Origin of the sequence: Streptomyces sp. NPDC050610 (genome assembly GCF_040654875.1) — a bacterium.
GTDB lineage: Bacteria > Actinomycetota > Actinomycetes > Streptomycetales > Streptomycetaceae > Streptomyces.
The window spans coordinates 267,825-290,119 of the sequence record NZ_JBFAIV010000001.1 but is presented as its reverse complement, the minus strand read 5'-3'; the positions used below and the strand labels follow the sequence as shown (position 1 = coordinate 290,119).

The 22,295-nt window shown below is 70.9% G+C and carries 22 protein-coding genes; 11 read left to right on the top strand and 11 right to left on the bottom strand.

Going from position 1 to position 22,295, the window contains the following annotated elements:
* Positions 1-69 precede the first annotated feature (69 nt).
* The 5 genes from AB0I22_RS01345 to AB0I22_RS01325 form a co-directional block, all read right to left on the bottom strand.
* On the bottom strand, positions 70-975 hold the full coding sequence (locus tag AB0I22_RS01345; RefSeq protein ID WP_363128525.1) for an SRPBCC family protein: 906 nt from the start codon (positions 973-975) through the stop codon (positions 70-72).
* Positions 972-2,147, bottom strand: a complete 1,176-nt coding sequence (locus AB0I22_RS01340) for a methyltransferase (RefSeq protein WP_363128524.1) — start codon at positions 2,145-2,147, stop codon at positions 972-974. Before AB0I22_RS01340 ends, AB0I22_RS01345 begins: the two co-directional genes overlap by 4 nt.
* Positions 2,144-2,419, bottom strand: coding sequence for a hypothetical protein (locus AB0I22_RS01335; RefSeq protein ID WP_363128523.1), 276 nt, complete (start codon positions 2,417-2,419; stop codon positions 2,144-2,146). The genes AB0I22_RS01340 and AB0I22_RS01335 overlap by 4 nt, the downstream gene beginning before the upstream one ends.
* Positions 2,420-2,873: 454 nt before the next feature.
* Positions 2,874-3,035: a hypothetical protein gene (locus AB0I22_RS01330; protein WP_363128522.1), complete on the bottom strand. Its 162-nt coding sequence runs from the start codon at positions 3,033-3,035 to the stop codon at positions 2,874-2,876.
* 267 nt (positions 3,036-3,302) lie between these two features.
* Positions 3,303-4,967: an FAD-dependent oxidoreductase gene (locus AB0I22_RS01325; protein WP_363128521.1), complete on the bottom strand. Its 1,665-nt coding sequence runs from the start codon at positions 4,965-4,967 to the stop codon at positions 3,303-3,305.
* A 50-nt stretch (positions 4,968-5,017) separates the two neighbouring features.
* Between AB0I22_RS01325 and AB0I22_RS01320 the strand changes: the two genes are divergently transcribed.
* Positions 5,018-5,740 carry a TetR/AcrR family transcriptional regulator gene (locus AB0I22_RS01320; protein ID WP_363128520.1) on the top strand — a complete coding sequence of 241 codons (723 nt, stop codon included), beginning with the start codon at positions 5,018-5,020 and terminating at the stop codon, positions 5,738-5,740.
* A gap of 13 nt (positions 5,741-5,753) precedes the next feature.
* On the opposite strand, the gene AB0I22_RS01315 is transcribed toward AB0I22_RS01320, so the two are convergent.
* Positions 5,754-6,320 carry a hypothetical protein gene (locus AB0I22_RS01315; protein WP_363128519.1) on the bottom strand — a complete coding sequence of 189 codons (567 nt, stop codon included), beginning with the start codon at positions 6,318-6,320 and terminating at the stop codon, positions 5,754-5,756.
* 357 nt (positions 6,321-6,677) lie between these two features.
* Between AB0I22_RS01315 and AB0I22_RS01310 the strand changes: the two genes are divergently transcribed.
* Together AB0I22_RS01310 and AB0I22_RS01305 are read left to right on the top strand one after the other, a co-directional pair.
* On the top strand, positions 6,678-7,772 hold the full coding sequence (locus tag AB0I22_RS01310) for a hypothetical protein (protein ID WP_363128518.1): 1,095 nt from the start codon (positions 6,678-6,680) through the stop codon (positions 7,770-7,772).
* A gap of 105 nt (positions 7,773-7,877) precedes the next feature.
* Complete coding sequence (locus AB0I22_RS01305) at positions 7,878-8,351, top strand: hypothetical protein (protein ID WP_363128517.1); 474 nt, start codon at positions 7,878-7,880, stop codon at positions 8,349-8,351.
* 226 nt (positions 8,352-8,577) lie between these two features.
* On the opposite strand, the gene AB0I22_RS01300 is transcribed toward AB0I22_RS01305, so the two are convergent.
* Complete coding sequence (locus tag AB0I22_RS01300) at positions 8,578-9,231, bottom strand: DUF5324 family protein (RefSeq protein ID WP_363128516.1); 654 nt, start codon at positions 9,229-9,231, stop codon at positions 8,578-8,580.
* Positions 9,232-9,719: 488 nt separating this feature from the next.
* Between AB0I22_RS01300 and AB0I22_RS01295 the strand changes: the two genes are divergently transcribed.
* Both AB0I22_RS01295 and AB0I22_RS01290 read left to right on the top strand, forming a co-directional pair.
* Entirely contained in the window at positions 9,720-10,253 is a 534-nt protein-coding gene (locus tag AB0I22_RS01295) for a peptidylprolyl isomerase (RefSeq protein ID WP_363128515.1), read from the top strand.
* Positions 10,254-10,403: 150 nt separating this feature from the next.
* Positions 10,404-11,267: a rhomboid family intramembrane serine protease gene (locus AB0I22_RS01290; protein WP_363128514.1), complete on the top strand. Its 864-nt coding sequence runs from the start codon at positions 10,404-10,406 to the stop codon at positions 11,265-11,267.
* A gap of 454 nt (positions 11,268-11,721) precedes the next feature.
* On the opposite strand, the gene crgA is transcribed toward AB0I22_RS01290, so the two are convergent.
* Entirely contained in the window at positions 11,722-11,979 is a 258-nt protein-coding gene (gene crgA / locus AB0I22_RS01285; RefSeq protein ID WP_363128513.1) for a cell division protein CrgA, read from the bottom strand.
* Between the two features lie 143 nt (positions 11,980-12,122).
* Between crgA and AB0I22_RS01280 the strand changes: the two genes are divergently transcribed.
* From AB0I22_RS01280 to AB0I22_RS01255, 6 genes are all read left to right on the top strand, one after another.
* Positions 12,123-12,887, top strand: a complete 765-nt coding sequence (locus AB0I22_RS01280; RefSeq protein WP_363128512.1) for a DUF881 domain-containing protein — start codon at positions 12,123-12,125, stop codon at positions 12,885-12,887.
* A gap of 57 nt (positions 12,888-12,944) precedes the next feature.
* The gene (locus AB0I22_RS01275) at positions 12,945-13,679 is read left to right on the top strand and encodes a class E sortase (RefSeq protein WP_363128702.1); all 735 of its coding nucleotides are present in this window, start codon (positions 12,945-12,947) and stop codon (positions 13,677-13,679) included.
* Between the two features lie 105 nt (positions 13,680-13,784).
* Complete coding sequence (locus AB0I22_RS01270) at positions 13,785-13,964, top strand: hypothetical protein (RefSeq protein ID WP_030888691.1); 180 nt, start codon at positions 13,785-13,787, stop codon at positions 13,962-13,964.
* Positions 13,961-14,599 carry an aminodeoxychorismate/anthranilate synthase component II gene (locus tag AB0I22_RS01265; protein WP_363128511.1) on the top strand — a complete coding sequence of 213 codons (639 nt, stop codon included), beginning with the start codon at positions 13,961-13,963 and terminating at the stop codon, positions 14,597-14,599. Before AB0I22_RS01270 ends, AB0I22_RS01265 begins: the two co-directional genes overlap by 4 nt.
* Before the next feature lie 515 nt (positions 14,600-15,114).
* Positions 15,115-16,272, top strand: coding sequence for a class E sortase (locus AB0I22_RS01260; protein ID WP_363128701.1), 1,158 nt, complete (start codon positions 15,115-15,117; stop codon positions 16,270-16,272).
* A 91-nt stretch (positions 16,273-16,363) separates the two neighbouring features.
* Positions 16,364-17,077, top strand: coding sequence for a class E sortase (locus AB0I22_RS01255; protein WP_363128510.1), 714 nt, complete (start codon positions 16,364-16,366; stop codon positions 17,075-17,077).
* A gap of 151 nt (positions 17,078-17,228) precedes the next feature.
* Here AB0I22_RS01255 and pknB read toward each other — a convergent pair whose 3' ends face one another.
* From pknB to AB0I22_RS01240, 3 genes are all read right to left on the bottom strand, one after another.
* Positions 17,229-19,235: a Stk1 family PASTA domain-containing Ser/Thr kinase gene (gene pknB / locus AB0I22_RS01250; protein ID WP_363128509.1), complete on the bottom strand. Its 2,007-nt coding sequence runs from the start codon at positions 19,233-19,235 to the stop codon at positions 17,229-17,231.
* Positions 19,236-19,399: 164 nt separating this feature from the next.
* The gene (locus AB0I22_RS01245; protein WP_363128508.1) at positions 19,400-20,866 is read right to left on the bottom strand and encodes a penicillin-binding protein 2; all 1,467 of its coding nucleotides are present in this window, start codon (positions 20,864-20,866) and stop codon (positions 19,400-19,402) included.
* Positions 20,863-22,284 (bottom strand): FtsW/RodA/SpoVE family cell cycle protein, encoded by a 1,422-nt coding sequence (locus AB0I22_RS01240; protein WP_363128507.1) that lies wholly within the window; start codon positions 22,282-22,284, stop codon positions 20,863-20,865. Before AB0I22_RS01240 ends, AB0I22_RS01245 begins: the two co-directional genes overlap by 4 nt.
* Positions 22,285-22,295 lie beyond the last annotated feature (11 nt).

Genomic DNA, 22,295 nt, shown 5'->3' with positions numbered 1-22,295 from the left:
CCGCTCCAGGGACGCTCGGTCGGCCCTGGAGCCGAGCACGAGGACGCGAACGAGAAGAGGGGGGACCGCTCACGTCCGTCCGCCGCCGGTGGCGGCGGCAGGCGACCCGCCGAGTGCGGCCAGCAACTGGCGCAGTTCGGCGCGTATCGGTTCCCGCAGCGCCCGCGGGTCGGGCCCGGCGCCGCCGGCCAGCGGCAGGGTGACCGTATGGCGCAGGACGACCTCGACCCGGTCCGGGGCGAGCTGCGTCGTCCGCCAGCGGCCGGTCTGGGCGTGCAGGCCCTCCGGCGGGTCGAGGGACTTGTAGACGATGTCCGTGTCGTTCGGCCGCAGCCAGAAGTACCGGGCCGCCGCTCCGGCGACTTCGAGCAGTGCGGCGTCCTCGCCGAGGTCGGTCACCGTCACGCCCGTGGCCTCCGGATGGTGCACGGCCCACAGACCGGTGCCGAGCAGCCGGGCCCGCACGTCGGCGACCGTCCCCGGCACCACGGCGGTCTCCTCACCGGTGACGTACCGCCGGGTCAGGGCGGCCCCCAGCTCGCCGGCCGCCTTGTACCCGGCCAGTTGGGCCGGCACCTGCTGGTCGAAGCCGGCCCGCAGCGGAACTTCGTCCGCCGCGTCGACCGTCTCGATCAGGTGCTGGACACGGACCAGTGCGCCGCCGTCGCCGGTGGCCCGAAAGGTCCAGGTGCCGCGCTGGTCCCGTACCGGCGGCGCGGGGTCGATGTGGGTGAAGACGATGCGCAGGGCGGCCCGGTCGACCGCGCGGCGGAAGGTCCAGGCGCGCATGCCGCGCCCGGCGAAGACCCACCGCTTGATGACGTCCCCGGCGGGTCCGTGCCGGAGGATCTCGGCGTGCATCTGCGACGGGGCGTGACGCGGCGCGCCCTGTACGTCGGCGACGAGGTCGAAGAGGCGCTCGGGCGCGGCTGCCGCGGTGATCTCGTGAGTCGTGGTGAACCGTGTGCCGTTCATGCCGGACGTTCCTCCTTCGTGGGCCGCGTCGCCACGACGGCCTGGAGCGGTACGCCCGCACGCCGGTGCGTCCGGGCGTCGGCGAGCCCGGCCCCCGTGGCCATGTCCTGGTACGCCCGCGGTGACAGCAGTTCGCCGCCGCGGGTCCAGGAGAGCATCAACAGGTTGAGCAGATGGGCGTGTTCCGAGCCGTCGGCGCCGTCGCCCGTCATGAACGATGCGACGACCACCCTCCCGCCGGGGGCGAGCACCGCCGTCAGCCGACGCATCAGCGTCGCGGCCCGCTCGGGGTCGAACAGGAAGAGCAGGTTGCCGGCGACGACGACGTCGTACGGGCCCTCGGGGAGCCCCGGCCCGAAGGCGTCGCCGGGCGACAGCGAGACCCGGTCCGCCAAGCCGCGGACCTCCGCGTTCCGTTGGGCGGCCGGGAGCACGGCGGGCCAGTCCTGCAGGGTCACCCGCGCCCGTGGATGGCGGGCGGCGAGCGCGAGCCCGAAGGCGCCCGAGCCGCAGCCGACGTCCAGGACGCGGGGGCTGCCGGGGCCGTCGGGGGCGTCCGGTCCGTCGAGCCACGGCTGGAGGAGGTCGGCGACCATCTCCGCCCCCTTCGCGGTGGCCGGGGTGGTGTGCTCCGCGAAGTCGGTCCAGTAGGCGAAGTCCGGGTCACCGGCGTCGATTCCGGCGATCGGCGCCCCGCCGCGCACGGTCTCCGTGAGCCGCCCGAACACGTCCCACTCGCCGTAGCTCGCCGCGATCCTGGCGATGCCGCCCACGTAACCGGGGCCGGCGGAGGTCAGCAGCGGGGCGGAGCCGGGCAGGAGCCGGTAGCCGTCGCCGTCGGCGGCCAGCAGGCCCCCGGAGGCCAGGGCGTCGAGGAGTAAGGCGGTCGCGCGCGGGTCGCTCCCCAGGCGTTCGGCGATCTGCCGGGCCGTCGGGGCGGCCGCTGCGCCGTTGGCGTCCGTGGCGTCCGCGACGTCCGTGACGTCTATGGCCTCTATGGCGTCGAACAACCGCAGTTCGAGGGCGGTGCGCAGCAGCGCGGTCCGCTTGAAGCCCGTCAGGGTCGCGAAGACCTCCTGCGGGCCGAGGGGGGTGTTCGACGCGTCCGGCATGGTCCTGCCCTTCTGCTGGCGTGTCCCGGTCGTCGGAATCGCGACGCGTTCCGCGGTCATCGCGCCATCCGGCTCTCCGGCAGGGCCGGATACGCGTCGACGGAACCGTTGGGCTCCCCGCGCGGGCCGCCTCTCTCGGTCAGGCCGCGGAACTCGTCCGGCCCGGCACCCCCCGCCCCGGCGAGCCCTGTCGGCGAGGCCGGAGTCTCGCCGAGCGCGTCGGGGAGGCCCGGCCGAACGGCCGCGCGGAGCGTCGGGGGGCGCGCGGCGTTGGGGGAGATCACCCACGACCGCCTTGCCGCGCCGGAGATCCCGTTGGTGGCACCGGCCATGGAGACCGCCCTTCGGTCGGGGATGGGGCGGTCAGGAGCGTGACGGAACCGCATCGGCTCCGCCTCGACCCTCGGTGGAGCCGGGGCACGCTCCCATCGGGGCGACGGAATGCGAGCGGCTACGGTGCGGCGGACGACCGACTACGCGCGGACCTCGGCGCCGGACGGGGGCGGCGGAGGACCCGCGCATGGGGCCCCACCTGCTCCCGGCGACGAAAAAACCGCCCTCGCCCGATGGCCGCCGGGACGCGGAATCCGGTGCGTACCGGTAGCGCGGCGGCGGGCTACCAGTCATGTCCCGCCTCGCGTACGACCCCATGACCACGACCACGACCACGACCACGGCTTCGGTGAGGGCGCGCCCAGTGCCCTACGACGGCTGCCCGGTGCCTTACGGGACGGCCCGGTGTCCTACGCGACGGCCCGGCCCCTACGGCACGTCCCGGCCCAGCAGCTACAGGACCCAGCGGATCAGGCCCACGAAGGCCATGATCGACAGTGCGCCGAGCGCGATCCCGATGCGGGCCGTACGGGCCCCGGTCGCCTCACCGCGTCGCACGCGGCCCAGTCCGCTCACCCCCGAGACGACGGCGCCGACCCCGAGGAGCGGGACCATGGGCACGAGCAGGGGGCCGCGAGCACGAGCAGGGGGCCGCCCACAGAACGCCGTACAGGGCGCAGGCGAGGAGGCTCATGCCCAGTGCGACCGTGCCGGCCCGTTCCGTCGGCGGGGCGGTGGCGGTCGGGGTGGCGGTTCTGGTCAGAGGGGCGGCGCTCATGCGCGGAACGCTAGGCGGAAGCCGGGGCGCCGCGCCTGAGACCACGTACTCAAGGGCGGCTGAGTACTACGTGATTCGCCCCGTGGGGCGTGCCCCTGTCCAGGTCAGGCGGACGGAGCCCCCGCCCACCGGTTCAGCGCGGCTTCCAGGCCGGAGGCGGTTTCGGGGCCGGTGGAGTCGGTGGCCCAGGCGACCACCCCGTCCGGGCGTACGAGCACTCCCGTCGGCGCATTCCCGTCGTCGCGCACGCTGGTCACCCGCCCGCCCCAGGCCGCCGCGAGGCGGGCGAAGGGGCCGTCCGGGGCGCGGTCGAGCAGCAGGAATCCGCCGTCGTGGCCGTGGTCGGCCAGCCGGGTGCCGTCGCTCAGCCACAGGTCGGGGGCGTAGCGGCCGATCAGCGGGTGGTCGCCGGGCAGGTCGACGCACTGCGCGACGCCGGAGATCTTCTTGACCGCGTGGGTCGCGCCGTCCCGGGTGTTCAGCAGATCGTTGACGACCTCCCGCAGCGCGGCCGACTTGGCGTCCCCGCGCAACACCCCGATCTGGGCGCGCGTCCAGTCCAGCACCCAGGCGCCGAGGGGACGCCGCTCGGCGTCGTACGTGTCGAGCAGCTCTTCCGGCGCCCATCCGGCGACGACGGCGCCGAGCTTCCAGCCGAGGTTCATCGCGTCGCCGAACCCGAGGTTGAGCCCCTGGCCGCCGAACGGCGAGTGCACATGCGCGGCGTCCCCGGCCAGCAGCACCCGCCCGGACCGGTAGGCCGCGGCCTGGCGGGCGTTGTCGCTCCAGCGGGACGCTTCGCCGCGCAGCGCGGTCAGGGTGACGTCGGTGCCCGAGACCCGGCGCAGGCTGGCTTGCAGTTCCTCCAGGGTGACCGGAGCCGACCGGTCGGCGGGCGGGGCGACGAACTCCACGGTGACCACTCGCCCGGGCTGGGGGCCGTAGCGGTACGCGCCCTGCGGCGACCATCCCCACCCTTCCGCGAGCACCGAAGGGTCGGCGATATCGGTGAGCGCCATGTAGCCGGTGAGTTCGGGGGCGGTGCCGGGGAAGCCGATGCCCGCGAGGCGGCGTACGGTGCTGCGCCCGCCGTCGCAGCCGACCAGCCACCCGGTACGCACCGTGCCGTCGGCACCGGTGCCGACGCTGGTCGTGCCGACGCCGGTCGTGCCGACGAGTACGCCGTCGCCGGTGTCTTCGAGCGCGGTGACCTCCACGCCGCGGTGCACCGGCACGCCGAGCTTCGCGAGATGGTCTGCCAGCAGCGCCTCCAGCTCACGCTGCGGAACCATCCGCGCACCGTCGACCGAGGTGTGCGCGGCGAGGTCGGCGTCGGTCCAGTCCACGAGGTCGGCGTCGAGGACGATCCCCGCGAAATGCCCGGTGAATCGCTTGTCGCCGGCCGCTCGCTGCTCGCCGCCGGGCTGCCGCTCGCCGCCGGGCCGCTGGTCGGCCCGACGGCCGCCGTCGGGCCCGTCGTCCTCGGGCCGCTGCTTGCCGGGCACGCGGGCGAACGGCCCCAACCGCGCCAGCAGCTCCCGCTGCACCTCCTCGGCTGCGGGCAGCAGGCCGCGGCGGTCGAGCGCCTCGGCCGTCGGCACGTTGATCCCGCCCGCCTTCATCCCGACGGCCGGCTCGGCCAGCCGCTCCAGTACCTGCACCGTCGCCCCGGAGAGCGCCAGTTCCGCGGCGAGCATGAGGCCCACCGGTCCGGCTCCGACCACGGTCACGTCCGTGTCCGCCGTGGCTTGATTCGCGTTCTTCGTCATGAACGCCGTTCTATATACGAACAGCGTTCGTGTCAAGTTATGATGGACGGGTGAACCCGAGAGAGCGACGCGCGGCTCGCCACCAGCCGCCGAACCCCGAGGCCGAAACCGCTTCCCAGCCGCGGCGCCGCAAGGTCCCGATCACCGTGGAGCAGGTCGTCGACACCGCGCTGGGCGTCGTCGCCACCGAGGGCTACGAGGCGCTGACCATGCGCCGGCTGGCCGGCGCGCTCGACACCGGCCCCGCCTCGCTCTACGCCCACGTGGTCAACAAGGCCGACCTCGACGAACTGCTCATCGGGCGGCTGTGCGCCGGGCTCGTACTTCCCGAGCCCGACCCCGCGGCCTGGCGGGAGCAGATCCGCGGCGTGTGCGTCCAGATGCGCGACCAGTACCTGAAATACCCCGGAATCTCCCGCGCCGCCCTCGCCATGGCCCCCACCGACCTGGAGACCGTGCGCGTCAGCGAGGGGATGCTGGCGATCCTGCTCGCCGGCGGCGTCGCCCCGCAGGCCGCCGCCTGGGGCATCGACGCCCTCACGCTGTACGTGGCCGCCTACTGCCTGGAGCTGTCGATCGCGCGCCGCCGCGCCGCCGACGACGACATCGCCTGGGTCCGCGACCGCGACGAACTGCTACGCCGGTTCGCCGCCCTGCCCGCCGAGACCTTCCCGCACTCCACCCGCCACGCCGCCGAGCTGACCGCGGGCGAGGGCCACGACCGGTTCGACTTCACCCTCGCCCTGATGATCGACGGCCTCGCACACCGCTAGCCGGACCCGGCGTTCAGGAGGCGGTGTCGTCGCGGCGGGCCGGAGGCTCTTCGTCCGGCCCCGGCAGCGCTTCCGCGATCAGGCGGACGGCGAAGTCGGGGTCCTCGGTGATGCGGTTGATGTGCTCCGCGAGGAGGAAAGCGGTGACTTCCAGCGGAGTCATCTCCTCCTCGGTCCAGTAGCCGTACTGCATGCGCCACAGATTGGGGCTCAGCCCGGTGCCCGCGGCGACGACCAGCCCGGTCATCGTGGGGATGACCTCGGGACGGACGCTGATGGGCATCATGCGCATCGTGGCCACGAGGTTGGGCACCACGTACTCGATGACGTCCCGGTCATGGTCCTCGTGGGCCATCCGCAGCCACTTCATGAACATGTAGATGAGCGTGCACGTGCCGTCCAGCACGGCATCGGCTTCCCGGGGGCCCAAGGACGCGGTGAACTGGTCCATCAGCGCCCGCTGTTCGGGGTCGACCTCGGTCTTGCCGCCGTGCACGGTCTTGAGCTGGGAGTCGACCATCATGAGCGCCGCGCCCACATCGCCGGCGGGAGCGTGCTTGGGGTCGCAGGGCGATGACACAGAATTCCTCCTCAGATGACCGCGGAGGGTCGCGCGGTGCGTCCGTACCGTAGAGCGCCGACGAGGCGGAGATCCGTCGAATTCCGGAAAGGCGCGGCCGCCTCGTACGTTCGCGTCACCGAACGACATCGGAGCGCAAGTTGGGCCCCTGTTCGGTCACTTGGGGTCGGTTTTGCGCGTACCCCCTGACGCGGGCCTCAAGCGGGTGAGCGCCCCTGACGGCCTTCGTCACCAGCCTCGCCGGGCCTCGGCCGGCCTCGTCGGGACGGGCTCGCACCAGGGTCGACAATCAGGAAACGGTAAAAGTGACTGGTAATGTCATTGACCCGTCAATTCACCTTGTATGAAGGACTTTTAGTGACCTTTCCCGCGCCTCCTGGCGACCAGAGATCCGGCGGCCAGAGACCTGGTGGTCAAGGGTCGGCAACCCAGGAGCCCTCCGGCGAGGAGCAGACCACCCCGGAGGCTCCCACCCCGGAGACTCCCAGCCAGGAGCAGACCACCCCGGAGACTCCCGGCCAAGATCAGGCCGCTCCAGAGACTCCCAACCAGGAGCAGGCCGGCCAAGAGCAGGCCGGTCAGGAGCAGACCAGCCAGGAGCAGACCAGCCAGGAACCTGCCGGTCAGGAACACGCCGACCAGGCCCCCTGGGGTCCCCCGCCGCCCGGGCCGACCACCTCGCACTGGTCGCCGTACCCGGTGCCGGCGCCGTCGGCCCCCGACGCGATGGGCATAGCCGCCCTGGTGCTCGGCATCGTCGGCGTGTCCCTCGGCCTGGCCATCATCCTGTTCTGGATGTCCTGGATTCCGGCGCTCCTGGCCGTGATCTTCGGCTCCATCGGACTGAGCCGCGCGGGCAGGGCGCCGGGGGCCAACAAGGGAATGGCGCTGACCGGCGTGATCCTGGGCGCGGCCGGTCTGCTGATCCCGGTCGCGGCCGGGGTGTTCGCCGTGGCGGCGGTGAAGGCGGAGGTCGACGACCGTCGCTCGAGGGACGCCGCGGTGAAGGCGGACGAGGCCGCGGAGCGGGAGAAGAAGGAGCGGGAGGAGAAGGCCAGGCACCTGTCCTTCGGCGAGGCCTATACGTTCGGGAACGGTCTGAAGGTCACGGTGGCCAAGCCGAAGCCGTACGCCCCGGACGACTTCGTGCTCGGCCACGCGAAGGGGAACAAGGCGATCGAGGTGACGATCACCGTCGTCAACACCGGCAAGGACCGGCTGCCGATCGCGTCGGGGCTGCCCAGCGTCAACGACGCCGACGGGGCCTCCACGGAGCTGGTGATCGACGGCAGCGGCCGCCAGAAGGTCCTCGACGGCTACGTGCTGCCCGGTAAGGAGGCCGTCGGCAAGTACGCCTTCTCGCTGCCGCCCGACGCGGCCGACCGGGTCGAGGTCGAGTTCACCCCTGATGCGAAGCAGTGGCAGGACTCCTACTGGTCCGGCCCCAACTGATCCGGCACGCTGGGCTGCCTCCGGTGCGCTGAGCCGCCTCCGCATCCGCGCGAACGACCCGGAAGCGCTGTCCTCCACCCGCATCGTTCGAGAGCCCGGCAGGTCATGATCACGACAGCCGACCCCTGGCAGGGGCACGACTTCGCAGTGCTGCTCCCCATCCTGATGGCCGGGTCGGGGGCGCTGCTGAGCCTCGTCGTGTACCTGTGCTCACGCCTCGCGCGGCAGGACCGCCGACGGTTCCTCCCGTTCGCCCTGTGGCGGGACGCGTCCCTGTCGGCGGTCGCCGCGGCGCTCGCTCTCTACCTGTGGGGATGCCTCCACCTCCTCTTCCCCGAAGGGCGGGAACTGGCCGAGGAGTGTGAGCGGCGGCGTCCCGAGGGAGTGCCGAGCCTGGTCGGACGCAGAGGGGACTTCATCCCGCTGCGGCTCGTGTGCGAGGCATCGAACGGCCAGGACTACTCCGTCGTCATCCCCGAGTACGTCAACCCGTTCAGCGCGGCCCTGCTGCTGATCGCGCTCGCCTGCGCCGTCGTCGCCGTCGCTCTTCACCACAGGCAGCGGCCGGCGGTGCGCTAGCGAAGCAGACCCGCAGCGTTGAAGCAGACCCGCAGCGTTTCTGCGCGCAGGGGGAGCAGCGGAGACGCGCCTGTGGGGCGGGTCCCGAAGACCTCAGTGGTCCTCGGGTCCCGCCCCACAGCGTTCGGCGGTGTGTACGGGCCGGCGGGCGCTGGCCCGAGTCGGCCGGCTTCCTGGTCCGCGGTCCGGATGCGCTCACGTACGCGCGTAAGCGCCCGTACGGCCGTCAGCGCTTGTCGTCGCGGTCCTTGGAGTCGGCCTCCGCCTCGGCCTGCTTGGCCTGGACCTCGGGGTCGAGGGAGGCGCCCGCGCTGCCGTCGACCGCGGTGAGCGGGGTGCGGTCGGAGACCTCGGTGGGGGCCGGGGGCTCCACGAGCCAGTCCGGGTTGGCCTGCTTGTCCCACCACTTCCAGACGGCTACGGCGCCGCCCGCCAGCACCCCGAGCACCACGAGGCGCTTCGCGAACTTTCCGGTGCGGGCGCGGCGGGTGCGCTTCTTGGTGAGCTTTTCGATCTCGGCGGCCGAGACCTGGCCGCGCAGCGCCGCGAGGGCCGCGCTGCCGCGGGCCACGGCTTCGTCCCGTACGGGCTCGGCGGCGGCGCGGGCCCGCAGAGCCGCCTGGTCGACCTTGGGCGGCAGCGCCTCGCGGGCGTGCTCGATCCGGGGGGCGAGGTGGGCGCGGTACTGCTCGCCGGCGGTGGAGCGGGCCTGGTGTGCGGCGGTCGATACCTTGGGCGCGAGCCGTACGCGCGCCTCGTGCGCAAAGTGTGTGGCGGTGTCCTTGGCCGTTCCGGCGTAGGGCGCCACCGCCTCCGCGGCGTGCCGCACGCTGTCCTTGGCCGTGCCGGTCGCGGCTCGCACGCTGTCCTTGCGGGTCACGGTTCCTCCTCCTCGGTGGCGTGTCCGGGGGCTTGGCGTTTGTCCCCAATGCATGCAGTGTCTGTCGCCTGTCCCCGCGATTGAAGATCATGCCTGTCCGGCGGCCTGACGGCATGTGCGGGCGGGCATCCGGGGCATAAGGAGCTTCGGCTGACAATGCCACGGTTGGCGGCCGGGCGCGCCTGTTCGGCGACTACTCGTCACGAGAAGCGGCGAGAAGCAGCGGCGAGAAGCGGCGAGAAGTGGCGAGAAGCGATGAGCGGCGAGAAGCGGCGAGAAGTGGCGAGAAGCGATGAGAAGAGGCGGCGAGCAGTCGTGAGAAGCCGTGCGAAGCAGCGATAAGTGGCGAGAAGTGGCGAGAAGAGCCGAGAAGCAGCGATAAGCGACGTGAAGCTGTCCGAAGAAGCCCACCGGCGGCAGTCGGGCGACGTCCGCGCGCGTCCGTGCGAGGATCGGGGAACGTCAGTGAAGTCTATGGAAGGTAGATCGTGGCTGAGCAGCTCTACGCCACCCTGAAGACCAACAACGGTGACATCGTGATCCGGCTGCTGCCGGACCACGCACCCAAGACGGTCAAGAACTTCGTCGAGCTCGCCGAGGGATCTCGCGAGTGGACCAACCCGGAGACCGGCAAGACCTCCACGGACAAGCTGTACGACGGCACGATCTTCCACCGTGTCATCAGCGGGTTCATGATCCAGGGCGGGGACCCGCTGGGCAACGGCACCGGCGGCCCCGGCTACAAGTTCGGGGACGAGTTCCACCCGGACCTCTCGTTCAACAAGCCGTACCTGCTGGCCATGGCCAACGCGGGCCCGGGCACCAACGGCTCGCAGTTCTTCCTCACGGTCTCCCCGACCACGTGGCTGACCGGCAAGCACACCATCTTCGGTGAGGTCGTCGACCCGGCGAGCCAGAAGGTCATCGACGCCATCGCGGCCGTGGACACCAACCCGCGTACGGACCGCCCGGTCAGCGACATCGTGATCGAGTCCGTCGTGGTCGAGCGCCGCGAGGGCTGAGCCCGTAGCCGAATCCGTACGGGAACCCAGCGCCCCGCCCGTCCGTAAAGAGGGCGGGGCCTGCGTACGTGCGCGGAGGCCGGAAGCCGCTGGATTCCGCCGGTGGCCCGGCCGGCCGGCGGAGGCGAGGGGCGAGGGCAAGGGGAGACGATGGAGGACCAGGCGGTCTGCTGCTACCGGCACCCGGACCGGGAGACGGGCGTGCGCTGTGTGCGCTGCGAACGGCCGATCTGCCCCGACTGCATGGTCAGCGCCTCGGTCGGCTTCCAGTGCCCCGAGTGCGTCGGCAGCGGCTCGGGCACCGGGCAGGATCCGCGGGCGAACGCGCCGCGCACCGTCGCGGGCGGCGCCGTGGCCGCCGATCCGCGCCGGGTGACCAAGATCCTGCTGGGGCTCAATGTCGCGATGTTCATCGCGGTGCTCTCCGTGGGCGACGGCCTCGTCGTCGACCTCTCCTTGATCGGGAAGGCGTTCGACCCGAGCGGCTCCGGCTGGATCGGCATCGCCACCGGCGAGTGGTACCGGCTGCTGACCTCGACGTTCCTGCACCAGCAGATCTTCCACATCGGCTTCAACATGCTGTCGCTGTGGTGGCTGGGCCCGCCGCTGGAGGCGGCCCTGGGCCGCGCCCGGTTCCTGGTGCTGTATCTGCTGTCGGGGCTGGGCGGCAGCGCGCTGGCCTATCTGCTCGCGGCCCAGAACGAGCAGGTGATCGGCGCGTCCGGCGCCATCTTCGGGCTGCTGGGCGGTACGGCGGTGGTGCTGCGGCGCCTGAGGTACGACATGCGGCCGGTCATCGTGCTGCTCGTGCTGAACCTGCTGATCACCTTCACCTGGTCCAACATCTCCTGGCAGGCGCACCTCGGCGGCCTGGTGGTCGGCGCGGCGGTGGCGTACGGCCTGGTGCACGCGCCCCGCGACAAGCGCGCCCTCGTGCAGCGGGTCACCTGTGTGGCGGCGCTGCTCGTGATCGTCGCCGTGGTGTGGGTGCGGACCGTACAGCTCAACGGCTGACCTCCGGCGGGGGACAGCGTGCTGGAGAGTCGCCGGTCAGGGGCCTGATCCCCGGGTTGTCCGCGTGTTGTCCCCGAGTTGTCCACAGAGAATCACGGATCTTGTGCATGCTGTGGGGAACTGCTGTTCGCGTCGGCCCCGATCCGTGTTTGCCCAGGAAGACGGCGGTGTGATCGTGGGCACGGAGTGCGGTCCACCAGTCACACCGGCGTCAACGCCTGGGAAGTTATCCACAGATCTTCTGAGTTTTTCCCCAGTGTGGATGAAGGTGTGGATAACTCGGCGACAGGCTCAGGGCAGAGCCGACGGCTAAGTGGCCCAGCGGGGGCCGGGCAGAGAGTCCAGCAAGGCTCGGCGGGACTCAGAGGGCCGCCCGGCAGCACCGCCCGGCGGCACCGCCCGGCAAGGGCTCAGCGCCGGCCCGGCATGGGCTCGGAGGCACCGCCCGGCCGAGCTACTTCCACTGCGTGGAGACCACGAACCCCGCGGCGATGAAGCCGAAACCGATCACGATGTTCCAGTTGTGCAGGGCCGAGATCGGCAGATCTCCGCGCGTCACATAGAAGACGACGATCCATGCCAGCCCGAGGGCGAACATCGCCAGCATCAGCGGGGCCACCCATCGGCGCCCGCTGTTGAGCTTGACGTTCTGCTGCTTCGCCGCCGGCGGCGGGGTGAAGTCGTCCTTCTTGCGGATACGTGACTTCGGCACGAGGAACTCTCCTGTCGATGCGCTGCGTGACCGCGCGGGGATACAAAACTGTCAGTCGGGACGGGTGGCGGCGGGGGTCGCTGCCGTGCCCCGGCCGTCCGTTAGCGTAGTGCTTCCGCGGCGTCGGAGAGGATAAGGGTACGTTGAGCAATTCTGCCGACTCCACCAGCACCGGCTCCCGGCGTTTCCGGCCGGTCCGGCTGCTCACGGCGGGAGTCTTCGCGCTGGCCGGCCTCATCTTCTGGATGAGCTTCAACACCGCCCAGGGCACCGACCTGCGCACCGACGACTCCATGCTCCGGCTCTCCGACCTCATCCAGGAGCGCAGCCACAAGAACGCGAGCCTCGACGACAGCGCGGCGGGCGTACGCGCCGAGGTCGACGCGCTGGCCCGGCGGGACAACGGCAGCACCGAGGCCGAGGACAAGCGCATCGCCGGCCTGGAGAAGAGCGCCGGCACCAAGCCGCTCACCGGCAGCGGGCTGAGCGTCACCCTCACCGACGCCCCGCAGGGCGCCACCGCCCGTATCCCCGGCGTCCCGGAGCCGCAGCCCAACGACCTGGTCATCCACCAGCAGGACCTCCAGGGCGTCGTCAACGCCCTGTGGCGGGGCGGCGCCAAGGGCATCCGGATCATGGACCAGCGGTTGATCTCCACCAGCGCCGTGCGCTGTGTGGGCAACACCCTCATCCTCCAGGGCCGCGTCTACTCCCCGCCGTACAAGGTGACCGCCGTCGGCGACCGGAACGCGCTGCGCAAGGCGCTGGACTCCACGACCTCGATCCAGAACTACAAGCAGTACGTGAACGCGTACGGGCTCGGCTGGAAAGTCGACCAGCACGATGCGGTGACTCTTCCCGGCTACTCGGGCACAGTGGATCTCCACTACGCGAAGCCCGCGTCGTAGCCGTAGGCGGCTGCGGGCGGTCCAGGCCCCCAGCCGACGACGGGAGCGGCCGTGAAGGTGAACGCGCGCGTGATCGTCCGGACGTTCAGTGAGCTGTGCGTCACCGTCGGCGCCCTGATCGTCCTGTTCGTCGTCTACGTCCTGTACTGGACCGGGGTACGGGCCGACAGCGCCATGAACGGCGAGCTCGACCACCTCCAGGACAAGTGGTCCACCGGCTCCGTGGCGACCGGCAGCGCGCGGCCGGGACAGACCGGGCCCTCCGGAGAGCCGGGCGGCCGGCCCACGGGGGCTCCGGAACCGCCCCCGCGGTCCTCTTATAAAGAAGGCGAGTCGTTCGCCGTCATGTACATCCCGCGATTCGGGTCCGGCTGGTCCAAGCCCGTCCTGGAGGGCACCGGCACCTCCGTGCTGAAGAAGGGCCTCGGCCACTACTCGGGCACCGTGCGCCTCGGCGGGACGGGCAACTTCGCGGTGGCCGGGCACCGCCGTACGTACGGCGACCCGTTCAAGGACTTCCCCGAGCTGCGCCCCGGGGACGCGGTGGTGGTGCGGGACGGCGCGACCTGGTTCACGTACCGCGTCGACAACAGGCCGTACAAGACGCTGCCCTCCGACATCGGCGTCATCGACCCCGTGCCGCGCAAGTCGGGGTTCAAGGGCCCCGGGCGCTACCTCACCCTCACGACCTGCGAGCCCGAGTGGGGCCACAGCCACCGGCTGATCGCCTGGGCGCACCTGGACGCGACCCAGCCGGTCGAGCGGGGCAAGCCCGCCGCTTTGCCCAGGTGACCCACCCGCCACAGGCCCGGAGCCTTACCCTGGTGCTGCACCGCGCCGCCGCGACCCGTCGCGGCGGCTGGATTTCCGTCCTCGTCATCGGCAAGTAGGGACAGCATGTACGGCTGGATCTGGCGGCATCTGCCGGGCAACGCGTGGGTGCGGGCGCTGATCTCGCTCGTACTGGTGCTGGCGATCGTCTACGTGCTCTTCCAGTACGTCTTCCCGTGGGCGGAGCCGCTGCTTCCGTTCAACGATGTGACGGTCGACAACGGAATGGCGGGTACGGCCCGGTGAGCGCTCGCATCCTGGTCGTGGACAACTACGACAGCTTCGTCTTCAACCTCGTCCAGTACCTCTACCAGCTCGGCGCGGAGTGCGAGGTGGTCCGCAACGACGAGGTCGAACTCGCGCACGCGCGGGACGGCTTCGACGGCGTGCTGCTCTCCCCCGGCCCGGGCACGCCCGAGCACGCGGGCGTCTGCGTCGACATGGTCCGGCACTGCGCCGAGCACGGAATCCCGGTCTTCGGCGTGTGCCTCGGCATGCAGTCCATGGCGGTCGCCTACGGCGGCGTCGTCGGACGCGCCCCCGAGCTGCTGCACGGCAAGACCTCGTCGGTCACCCACGAGGGCGTCGGCGTCTTCCACGGCCTGCCGTCGCCGTTCACCGCCACCCGGTACCACTCGCTGGCGCTCGAACAGGGCACCGTGCCGGACGAGTTGCAGGTCACGGCCCGTACGGACACCGGGATCGTGATGGGGCTCAGGCACCGCGACCTGCCCGTGGAGGGCGTGCAGTTCCACCCCGAGTCGGTGCTCACGGAGTGGGGGCACCTGATGCTCGCCAACTGGCTGGTGATGTGCGGCGACGCGGCCGCCGTGGACCGCTCGGCGGGGCTCGCGCCGGTGGTCGGCAAGGTCGGCGCGTGACCGCACTCCGCCCCGAGCGTGAGGGCGCCGCGCAGAGCGCCCAGGAGCCCGTGCCGCCGTACGACCCGTACGAGGACACCGGCGCGTTCGCGGCGGCCGTCGAACTGCTCGACGACCCGCTGAACGACCCGCTGCCGGGGCGGCCGACGCCGCCGCCCGCCCGGGAAGAGGCGGAAGCGCGGGGAGCCGCGCCGGAGCGAGAGACCCGGCCCCGGCACCAGCGGCCACAGGAGCCCGCGCGGCCACAGCAGCCCGCGCAGCCGCACGAGTCCGTACGGGCACATGAGCCCGTACGTCCGCAAGCGCATGACGCACGGCAGCAGGCGCATGCCGCACGCGCGCAGCAGCTCGTACAAGCGCCCGAGCCCGTACGCACGCCCACGCAGCAGCCCGTAGGCACGCAGCAGCCCGTACGCGCCCCCGAGCCCGAGCCCATACGTTCCCAGGCGCCCCAGCCGGCGCACGAGTCCGTACGGCCGCAGGAGCCCCCGACCCGGCGGCGGGCCGCGCAGCCGCTGCCGCCCGAGCGGTCCCCGCAGTCCCAGGGGTCGCCCTGGTTCCGCCCGCACGAGCAGCCGGAACCGGCCACGCCGGAACCGGCTGCGCCGAGACCTGCGCAGGACCGCGCCCCGCAGACCCCTCCGCCCCCGCCCCCCGACGGCGGGACCCTGACCCTCGATCTCGGCCCGGACTTCGCCGCGACGGCCGCACCGCGCGCGGGCGGCGAACGCGGGCGAGGGGGCGAGGACGAGGACGACAGGACGGTCGCGCTGCGGCGGATCGACCCCGCCGCGCCCCTCACAGCGGCCGGTACGGACGCGGGAGCCGCTCCGCGGCCAGGCGGCCGGGCCGAGCGCCGGAAGGCCGCTCAGGACGCCGCCAAGCGCGGCGGCCGGGGCCGCCGTACGCCTCCCGCTGCCGCCGCCCCCGAGAGCGCGGCGGCGGCGCCGCGCACCAGGCTGGAGGCGCGCCGCGCGCAGCGGGCCCGCAAGGACAGCCCCGGCGTGATCGTGAGCCGGCTGCTCGGCGAGGGTTTCATCACGATCGGCGTGCTGATGCTGCTCTTCGTGACGTACCAGCTGTGGTGGACGAACGTGATAGCCCACCAGCAGGCGGGCGGCGCCGCGAACAGCCTTCAGCACAAGTGGGACAAGGGCGACGGCGACGACCGGAGCGCGGGGGCGTTCTCGCCCGGCCAGGGGTTCGCGATCATCTACATCCCGAAGCTGGACGTGAAGGCGCCGATCGCGGAGGGCATCAGCAAGCCGAAGGTCCTCGACCGCGGCATGGTCGGCCACTACGCCGACGGTGCGCTGAAGACCGCGATGCCCTGGGACAAGAAGGGCAACTTCGCGCTCGCCGGGCACCGCAACACCCATGGCGAGCCGTTCCGTTACATCAACCAGCTCAAGCCGGGCGACAAGGTCGTCGTGGAGACGAAGAGCGCGTACTTCACGTACGAGATGACGAGCGCGCTCCCGCAGACCGCGCCGTCCAACACCAGCGTCATCCGCCCGGTGCCGACCGGGTCCGGTTTCACGAAGCCCGGCCGGTACATCACGCTCACGACCTGCACGCCGGAATTCACCAGTACGTATCGAATGATCGTCTGGGGCAAGATGGTCGACGAACGGCCGCGTGACAAGGGCAAGCCGGACGCGCTCGTCGAGTGAGCCCGGCAGCGGGCGGACGGGCCGTTCGGCGGGCCGGCGATCCAACGGGGCCGACACACCAGCGAATCAGTGAACAAGGGGTACGAGCGCCGTGGCACGGACCGATCACGAGGAGCCGCCGGGACGGCCGGCGCGCCGCGGCCGGGGGCGGATCGCCGCCACCGTCAGCTTCATCGGCGAACTGCTGATCACGGCGGGCCTGCTGCTGGCCCTGTTCGTCGTCTACTCGCTGTGGTGGACCAACGTGCTCGCCGACCGCGAGGCGTCGCGCCAGGGCCATCACGTCCGCGACAACTGGGCCAAGGGCCCGGGGGCGCTGAACACCAAGGACGGCATCGGCTTCCTGCACGTACCGGCCATGAAGAACGGCGAGGTCCTCGTAAAGAAGGGGACGAATACCGGGACGCTCAATGAGGGGGTCGCCGGCTTTTACACCTCTCCGGTGAAGTCGGCGATGCCCTGGGACAAGAAGGGCAACTTCACGCTGGCCGCGCACCGCGACGGGCACGGCGCGAAGTTCCACAACATCGACAAGCTCAAGGACGGCGACGCGGTCGTCTTCGAGACGCGCGATGTCTGGTATGTCTACAAGGTCTACGCGGAGCTGCGCTCGACCTCGAAGTACAACGTCGAGGTCATCGACCAGGTCCCCGGGGAATCCGGCAAGAAGAAGCCCGGCCGCTACCTCACCCTGACGACCTGCACCCCCGTCTACACCTCCGACTACCGCTATGTCGTCTGGGCGCAGCTGGAGCGCACGGAGAAGGTCGACGCCAAGCGCACGCCCCCGGCGGAACTGCGGTAGCCGCCTCCTGCGGCGCCCGTACGGAACCCCAACGGCGCCCGTACGGAACCCCAAACGGAAAAAGGCCCCGGCGCCCTCCCCAGTGGTTCAGGGAGGGCGCCGGGGCCCTTCTCAAGCGGCTCAAGCTTCAAGACTCAAGCGCGGCCGGCCGCTAGTGATGGTGGTGGCCCTTCCCTATGAGGTCCCAGAACTGGGTGCCGTTCCCGTCGCCGTCCCCGTCCCCGTCCCCGTCGCTGGAGCCGAGCGAAGTGGTCGTCAGGGAGACCGACTGGCCCTTGCTGACCTGGGCGCCTGCGACCGGGTCGGACAGGATCACGGTCGCGTTGTCGTCCTGGGGGCCGGAGACGCCGCCGAGGGTCAGCTGCGCGTCGCTGATCTCCTTCTTGACGTCCTTGAGTTTCTTGCCCGACAGCGCCGGCATCGGGAACTTCTCGGCCGCCTTGGCGACGGTCAGGGTGACCGTGGAGTTCGGCTGCGCCTGGGAGTTGCCGTCCGGGGTCTGCTTGAGGACGGTGCCCGGGGGCTGGGACGACTCCTGCTCCTGCTTCTGCGGGGTGAAGCCGACATCGGTGAGCTGCTTGCTGGCCTCGTCCCAGTTCTTGCCGACCACCGGCGGAACCGTCTTGGTCTGCGGGGCCTGGGCGATGGTCAGGGTGACCGTCGCGCCCTTCTCCTTCTTGGTGCCGGAGGACGGGTCCTGGTTGATGACCGAGTTGGGAGTCTTCTCGGACTCCTCCTGCTTCTGCTCGACCTTGAAGCCCTTGTCCTTCAGGGTGGACGTCGCGTCGTCCAGGGAGAGGCCGGTGACCGGCGGCACCGAGACCTTCTCGACGCCCTTGGACATGACGACGGTGACCGTGCCGTCGCGGTCGACCTTGGACCCGGCCGCCGGGTTCTGGGTGCAGACCGTGCCCTTCTTCTGGTCCTCGCAGAACTTGGAGCCGTCCTCGACGACCTTGAAGCTGCCGTTCTCGCCCATCTGTTTGGCCTTCGCCAGCGTCTCGCCCGCGAGCGCCGGCACCGGCACCTGGCTGCTGTTGTTCTTGCCGCCCATGAGGGCCTTGCCGATGAAGATGGCGCCGATGAGGACCAGGATGCCCGCGATGATCAGCAGGATCATCGAGACGCGGCTCTTCTTGCCGCCGCTGCTGCCGCGCCGCCGGTCCGGGCGGTCGTCGTAGCCGCCGTAGCCGCCGTCGTCGCGCATCGGCGGCAGCATGGAGGTCTGGCCGGCGGCCGGGTCCTGGGCGTGCAGCATGGCGGTCGGCTGGTCCTCGCCGTAGCCGACGGCGCCCATGGCCGCGGTGGCGGCGACCGGCTGGCCGTCGAGCGCCGCCTCGATGTCGGCGCGCATCTCGTCGGCCGACTGGTAGCGGTACGCCGGGTCCTTGGTGAGCGCCTTCAGCACGATCGCGTCCATCTCGGGCGTGATCTCGGGGTCGAAGTTGCTCGGCGGCTGCGGCTCTTCCCGTACGTGCTGGTAGGCGACGGCCACGGGCGAGTCGCCGATGAACGGCGGCCGCACCGTCAGCAGCTCGTACAGCAGGCAGCCGGTGGAGTAGAGGTCGCTGCGCGCGTCGACCTGCTCGCCCTTGGCCTGCTCGGGGGAGAGGTACTGGGCGGTGCCGATGACGGCGGCGGTCTGCGTCATGGTCATGCCGGAGTCGCCCATGGCGCGGGCGATGCCGAAGTCCATGACCTTGACCTGCCCGGTGCGCGTCAGCATGACGTTGGCGGGCTTGATGTCGCGGTGCACGATGCCGGCGCGGTGCGAGTACTCCAGGGCCTGGAGGACCCCGATGGTCATCTCCAGTGAGCGCTCGGGCAGCAGCTTGCGGCCGGAGTGCAGGAGCTCGCGGAGGGTCGAGCCGTCGACGTACTCCATGACGATGTAGGGGATGGAGACGTTGTCGACATAGTCCTCGCCGGTGTCGTAGACGGCGACGATCGACGGGTGGTTGAGCGAGGCGGCGGACTGTGCCTCTCGGCGGAACCGGGCCTGGAAGGACGGGTCGCGGGCCAGATCCACCCGCAGGGTCTTCACAGCCACGGTGCGGCCGAGCCGGGTGTCATGGGCGAGGTAGACCTCCGCCATGCCACCGCGGCCGAGCACCGAGCCCAGCTCGTACCGGCCGCCGAGGCGACGCGGCTCTTCCATAGATCCAGCCCTCTCCGTCAATCCTGACCGCACCGGTGTGGGGTCCGGCGGTGTGCTGTCCGGGCATACCGTACCCGGCGCGCCTTCGGTGATCCGGGCGCGACCGTCACCCGATATCAGACCGGTACCGCCACATGCGGCGCTCGGTTGCGGGGTGACCGGGGTCACTTCGCTGTCTTGAGTACCGCCTCCATGACCGCCTTCGCGACGGGCGCGGCGAGCTTGCCGCCCGCGATGTCGTCGCGCAGCGTGTCGGAGCTCTCGATGACGCAGGCGACGGCGACCGGGGAGCCCTTGTCCGTCTTGGCGTACGAGACGAACCAGGCGTACGGGTTGGCCTTGTTGTTCTCGCCGTGCTGGGCGGTACCGGTCTTGCCGCCGACCGTGACGCCGGGGATCTTGCCGGCGGTGCCGGTGCCCTTCTCGACGACGGTCTCCATCATCTCCTGCAGCTTCTGGGCGTTGGCGCTGGAGAGCGGCCGGCTGTACTCCTTGGGCTCGGTCTGCTCGATGACGTTGAGGTTCGGCGCCCGCAGCTTGTCGACCATGTACGGCTGCATGAGCTTGCCGTTGTTGGCGATCGCCGAGACGACCATGGCCATCTGGAGCGGGGAGGCCGTGTTGGACGCCTGGCCGATACCGGCCATGGCGTTCTGCGGCCGGTTGTCCTCGGGGTACTTGGACGGGGCGGCGCGCGTCGGCGTGTCGACCTTGGGGTCGTTGAAGCCGAACTTCTCGGCTTCCTTCTTCATCGTCGCGTTGCCCAGGTCGGCGCTGATCTTGCCGAAGACGGTGTTACAGGACCACCGGAGCGCCTCCCGCATCGTGGCGTTCTCACAGGGGATGTTGCCCTCGTTAGGCAGCGGCTGCTTGTTCGTGTCGGGCAGGTAGTACGGCAGCGGCGACTTCGTGGCCTCGTCGATGCTGCTGTAGAGACCGTTCTCCAGCGCCGCGGACGCGGTGACCAGCTTGAAGGTGGAGCCGGGCGGATAGGTCTCCTGCAGCGCCCGGTTGAGCATCGGCTTGTCGCCCGTGTCCGGCGACAGCTTCTTCCACATCTCCTCGTCCTTCTTGCCGCTGCCCGCGATCACGGACGGGTCGAACGACGGGGTGGAGGCCAGCGCGAGGATCTTGCCGGTGCGCGGGTCGAGGGCGGCGACGGCGCCCTTGTTCTTGCCGAGGCCCTTGAACGCGGCCTCCTGCGCCTTGGCGTTGAGGGTGGTGACGACGTCGCCGCCCTTCTTGCCCTTGCCGGTGACCATGTCGATGGTGCGGTTGAAGAAGAGCCGGTCGTCCTCACCGGTGAGGATCTTGTCCTCCAGCTTCTCGATCCCCCGGCCGTCGTAGACCTGCGAGGCGAAGCCCGTGACGGGCGCCCACATCGGGCCGTCCTTGTACGTCCGCTTGTACTTGAAGTCGAGGCTGTCGGTCTTCGTGGAGCCGGTGATGCGCTGGCCGTCGACGATGATGTCGCCGCGCGGCTTGCTGTACGTGGCGATCGTGACGCGGCGGTTGTGCTTGTGGTTCTTGAGCTCGTCGGCCTGGACGAACTGCACCCAGTTGTCACGGACCAGCAGCGCGAGGACCAGCAGTCCACAGAAGATCGCGATACGGCGCAGGGGTTTGTTCACGGTCGGACCACCTGGGTCATCTCGGCGTCGGGGGACGGGGCAGGGGCCGGAGCCGGTCTGCGGGCGGTGTCGCTGACCTTCATGAGGATGGCGATCAGGGCCCAGTTGGCGATCACGGACGAACCGCCCTGGGCGAGGAACGGCATCGTCATACCGGTCATCGGGATGAGCCCCATGACGCCGCCGGCGACGACGAAGACCTGGATGGCGAAGGCCGCGGACAGGCCGACGGCCAGCAGCTTGCCGAAGGGGTCGCGGGCGGCGAGGGCGGTGCGTACGCCGCGCTCCACGATCAGCCCGTAGATCAGCAGCATCGCCATCGTGCCGGCCAGCCCGAGCTCCTCGCCGACGGTGGCGAAGATGAAGTCGGAGTTGGCGGCGAAGCTGATGAGGTCGGAGTGGCCCTGGCCCCAGCCGGTGCCGAAGACGCCGCCGGAGCCGAAGGCGAAGAGGGACTGGGCGATCTGCTCGGTGCCCTGGCCGGTCTTGAAGACGTCGAAGGGGTGCAGCCACGCCATCACGCGGACGTGCACATGCGGCTCGAAGGTGCCGATGACCGCGGCGCCGCCGACGGACATCAGCAGGCCGAAGACGATCCAGCTGGTGCGCTCGGTGGCGACGTACAGCATGACGACGAACATGCCGAAGAAGAGCAGCGAGGTGCCCAGGTCGGTCTCGAAGACCAGGATGAGCAGCGACAGCACCCAGACGACGATGATCGGCCCGAGGTCGCGGCCGCGCGGCAGGTACAGGCCCATGAAGCGGCGGCTGGCCAGCGCGAGGGCGTCCCGCTTGACCATGAGGTAGCCCGCGAAGAAGACCGCGAGGATGATCTTCGCGAACTCGCCGGGCTGGATGGAGCCGAGACCGGGGAGCGTGATCCAGATCTTGGCGCCGTTCTTGCCCGGGAAGAAGATCGGCGCGACCAGCAGGATCAGCGCGACCACCATGGAGATGTAGGTGTAGCGCTGGAGGATCCGGTGGTCCTTGAGGAAGATCAGGACGGCTACGAACAGGGCGATGGCGATGGCCGAGAACAGCAGCTGGTTGGGGGCCGACGCCTGGAAGGTGAAGCCCTGCGCCTTGGCGGTGCGCGCGAGCCGCTCGGACTGGTCGAGCCGCCAGATCAGTACGAGGCCGAGCCCGTTGAGCAGCGTCGCCAGCGGCAGCAGCAGCGGGTCGGCGTACGGGGCGAACTTGCGGACCACGAGGTGGCCGACGCCCGCGAGGAGGCCGAGCCCGACGCCGTAGCCGAGCATGCCGGAGGGCATCTCGTTGCTGAGCGCGAGGCCCACGTTGGCGTAGGCGAAACACGGGATCACGACGGCGAAGACCAGCAGGGCCAGTTCGGTGTTGCGCCTGCTGGGCGGCCCGATCGTGCTGATGGTGGTGGTCGCTGTGGTGGTGGCGCTGCTCATCGGTAGTGGCC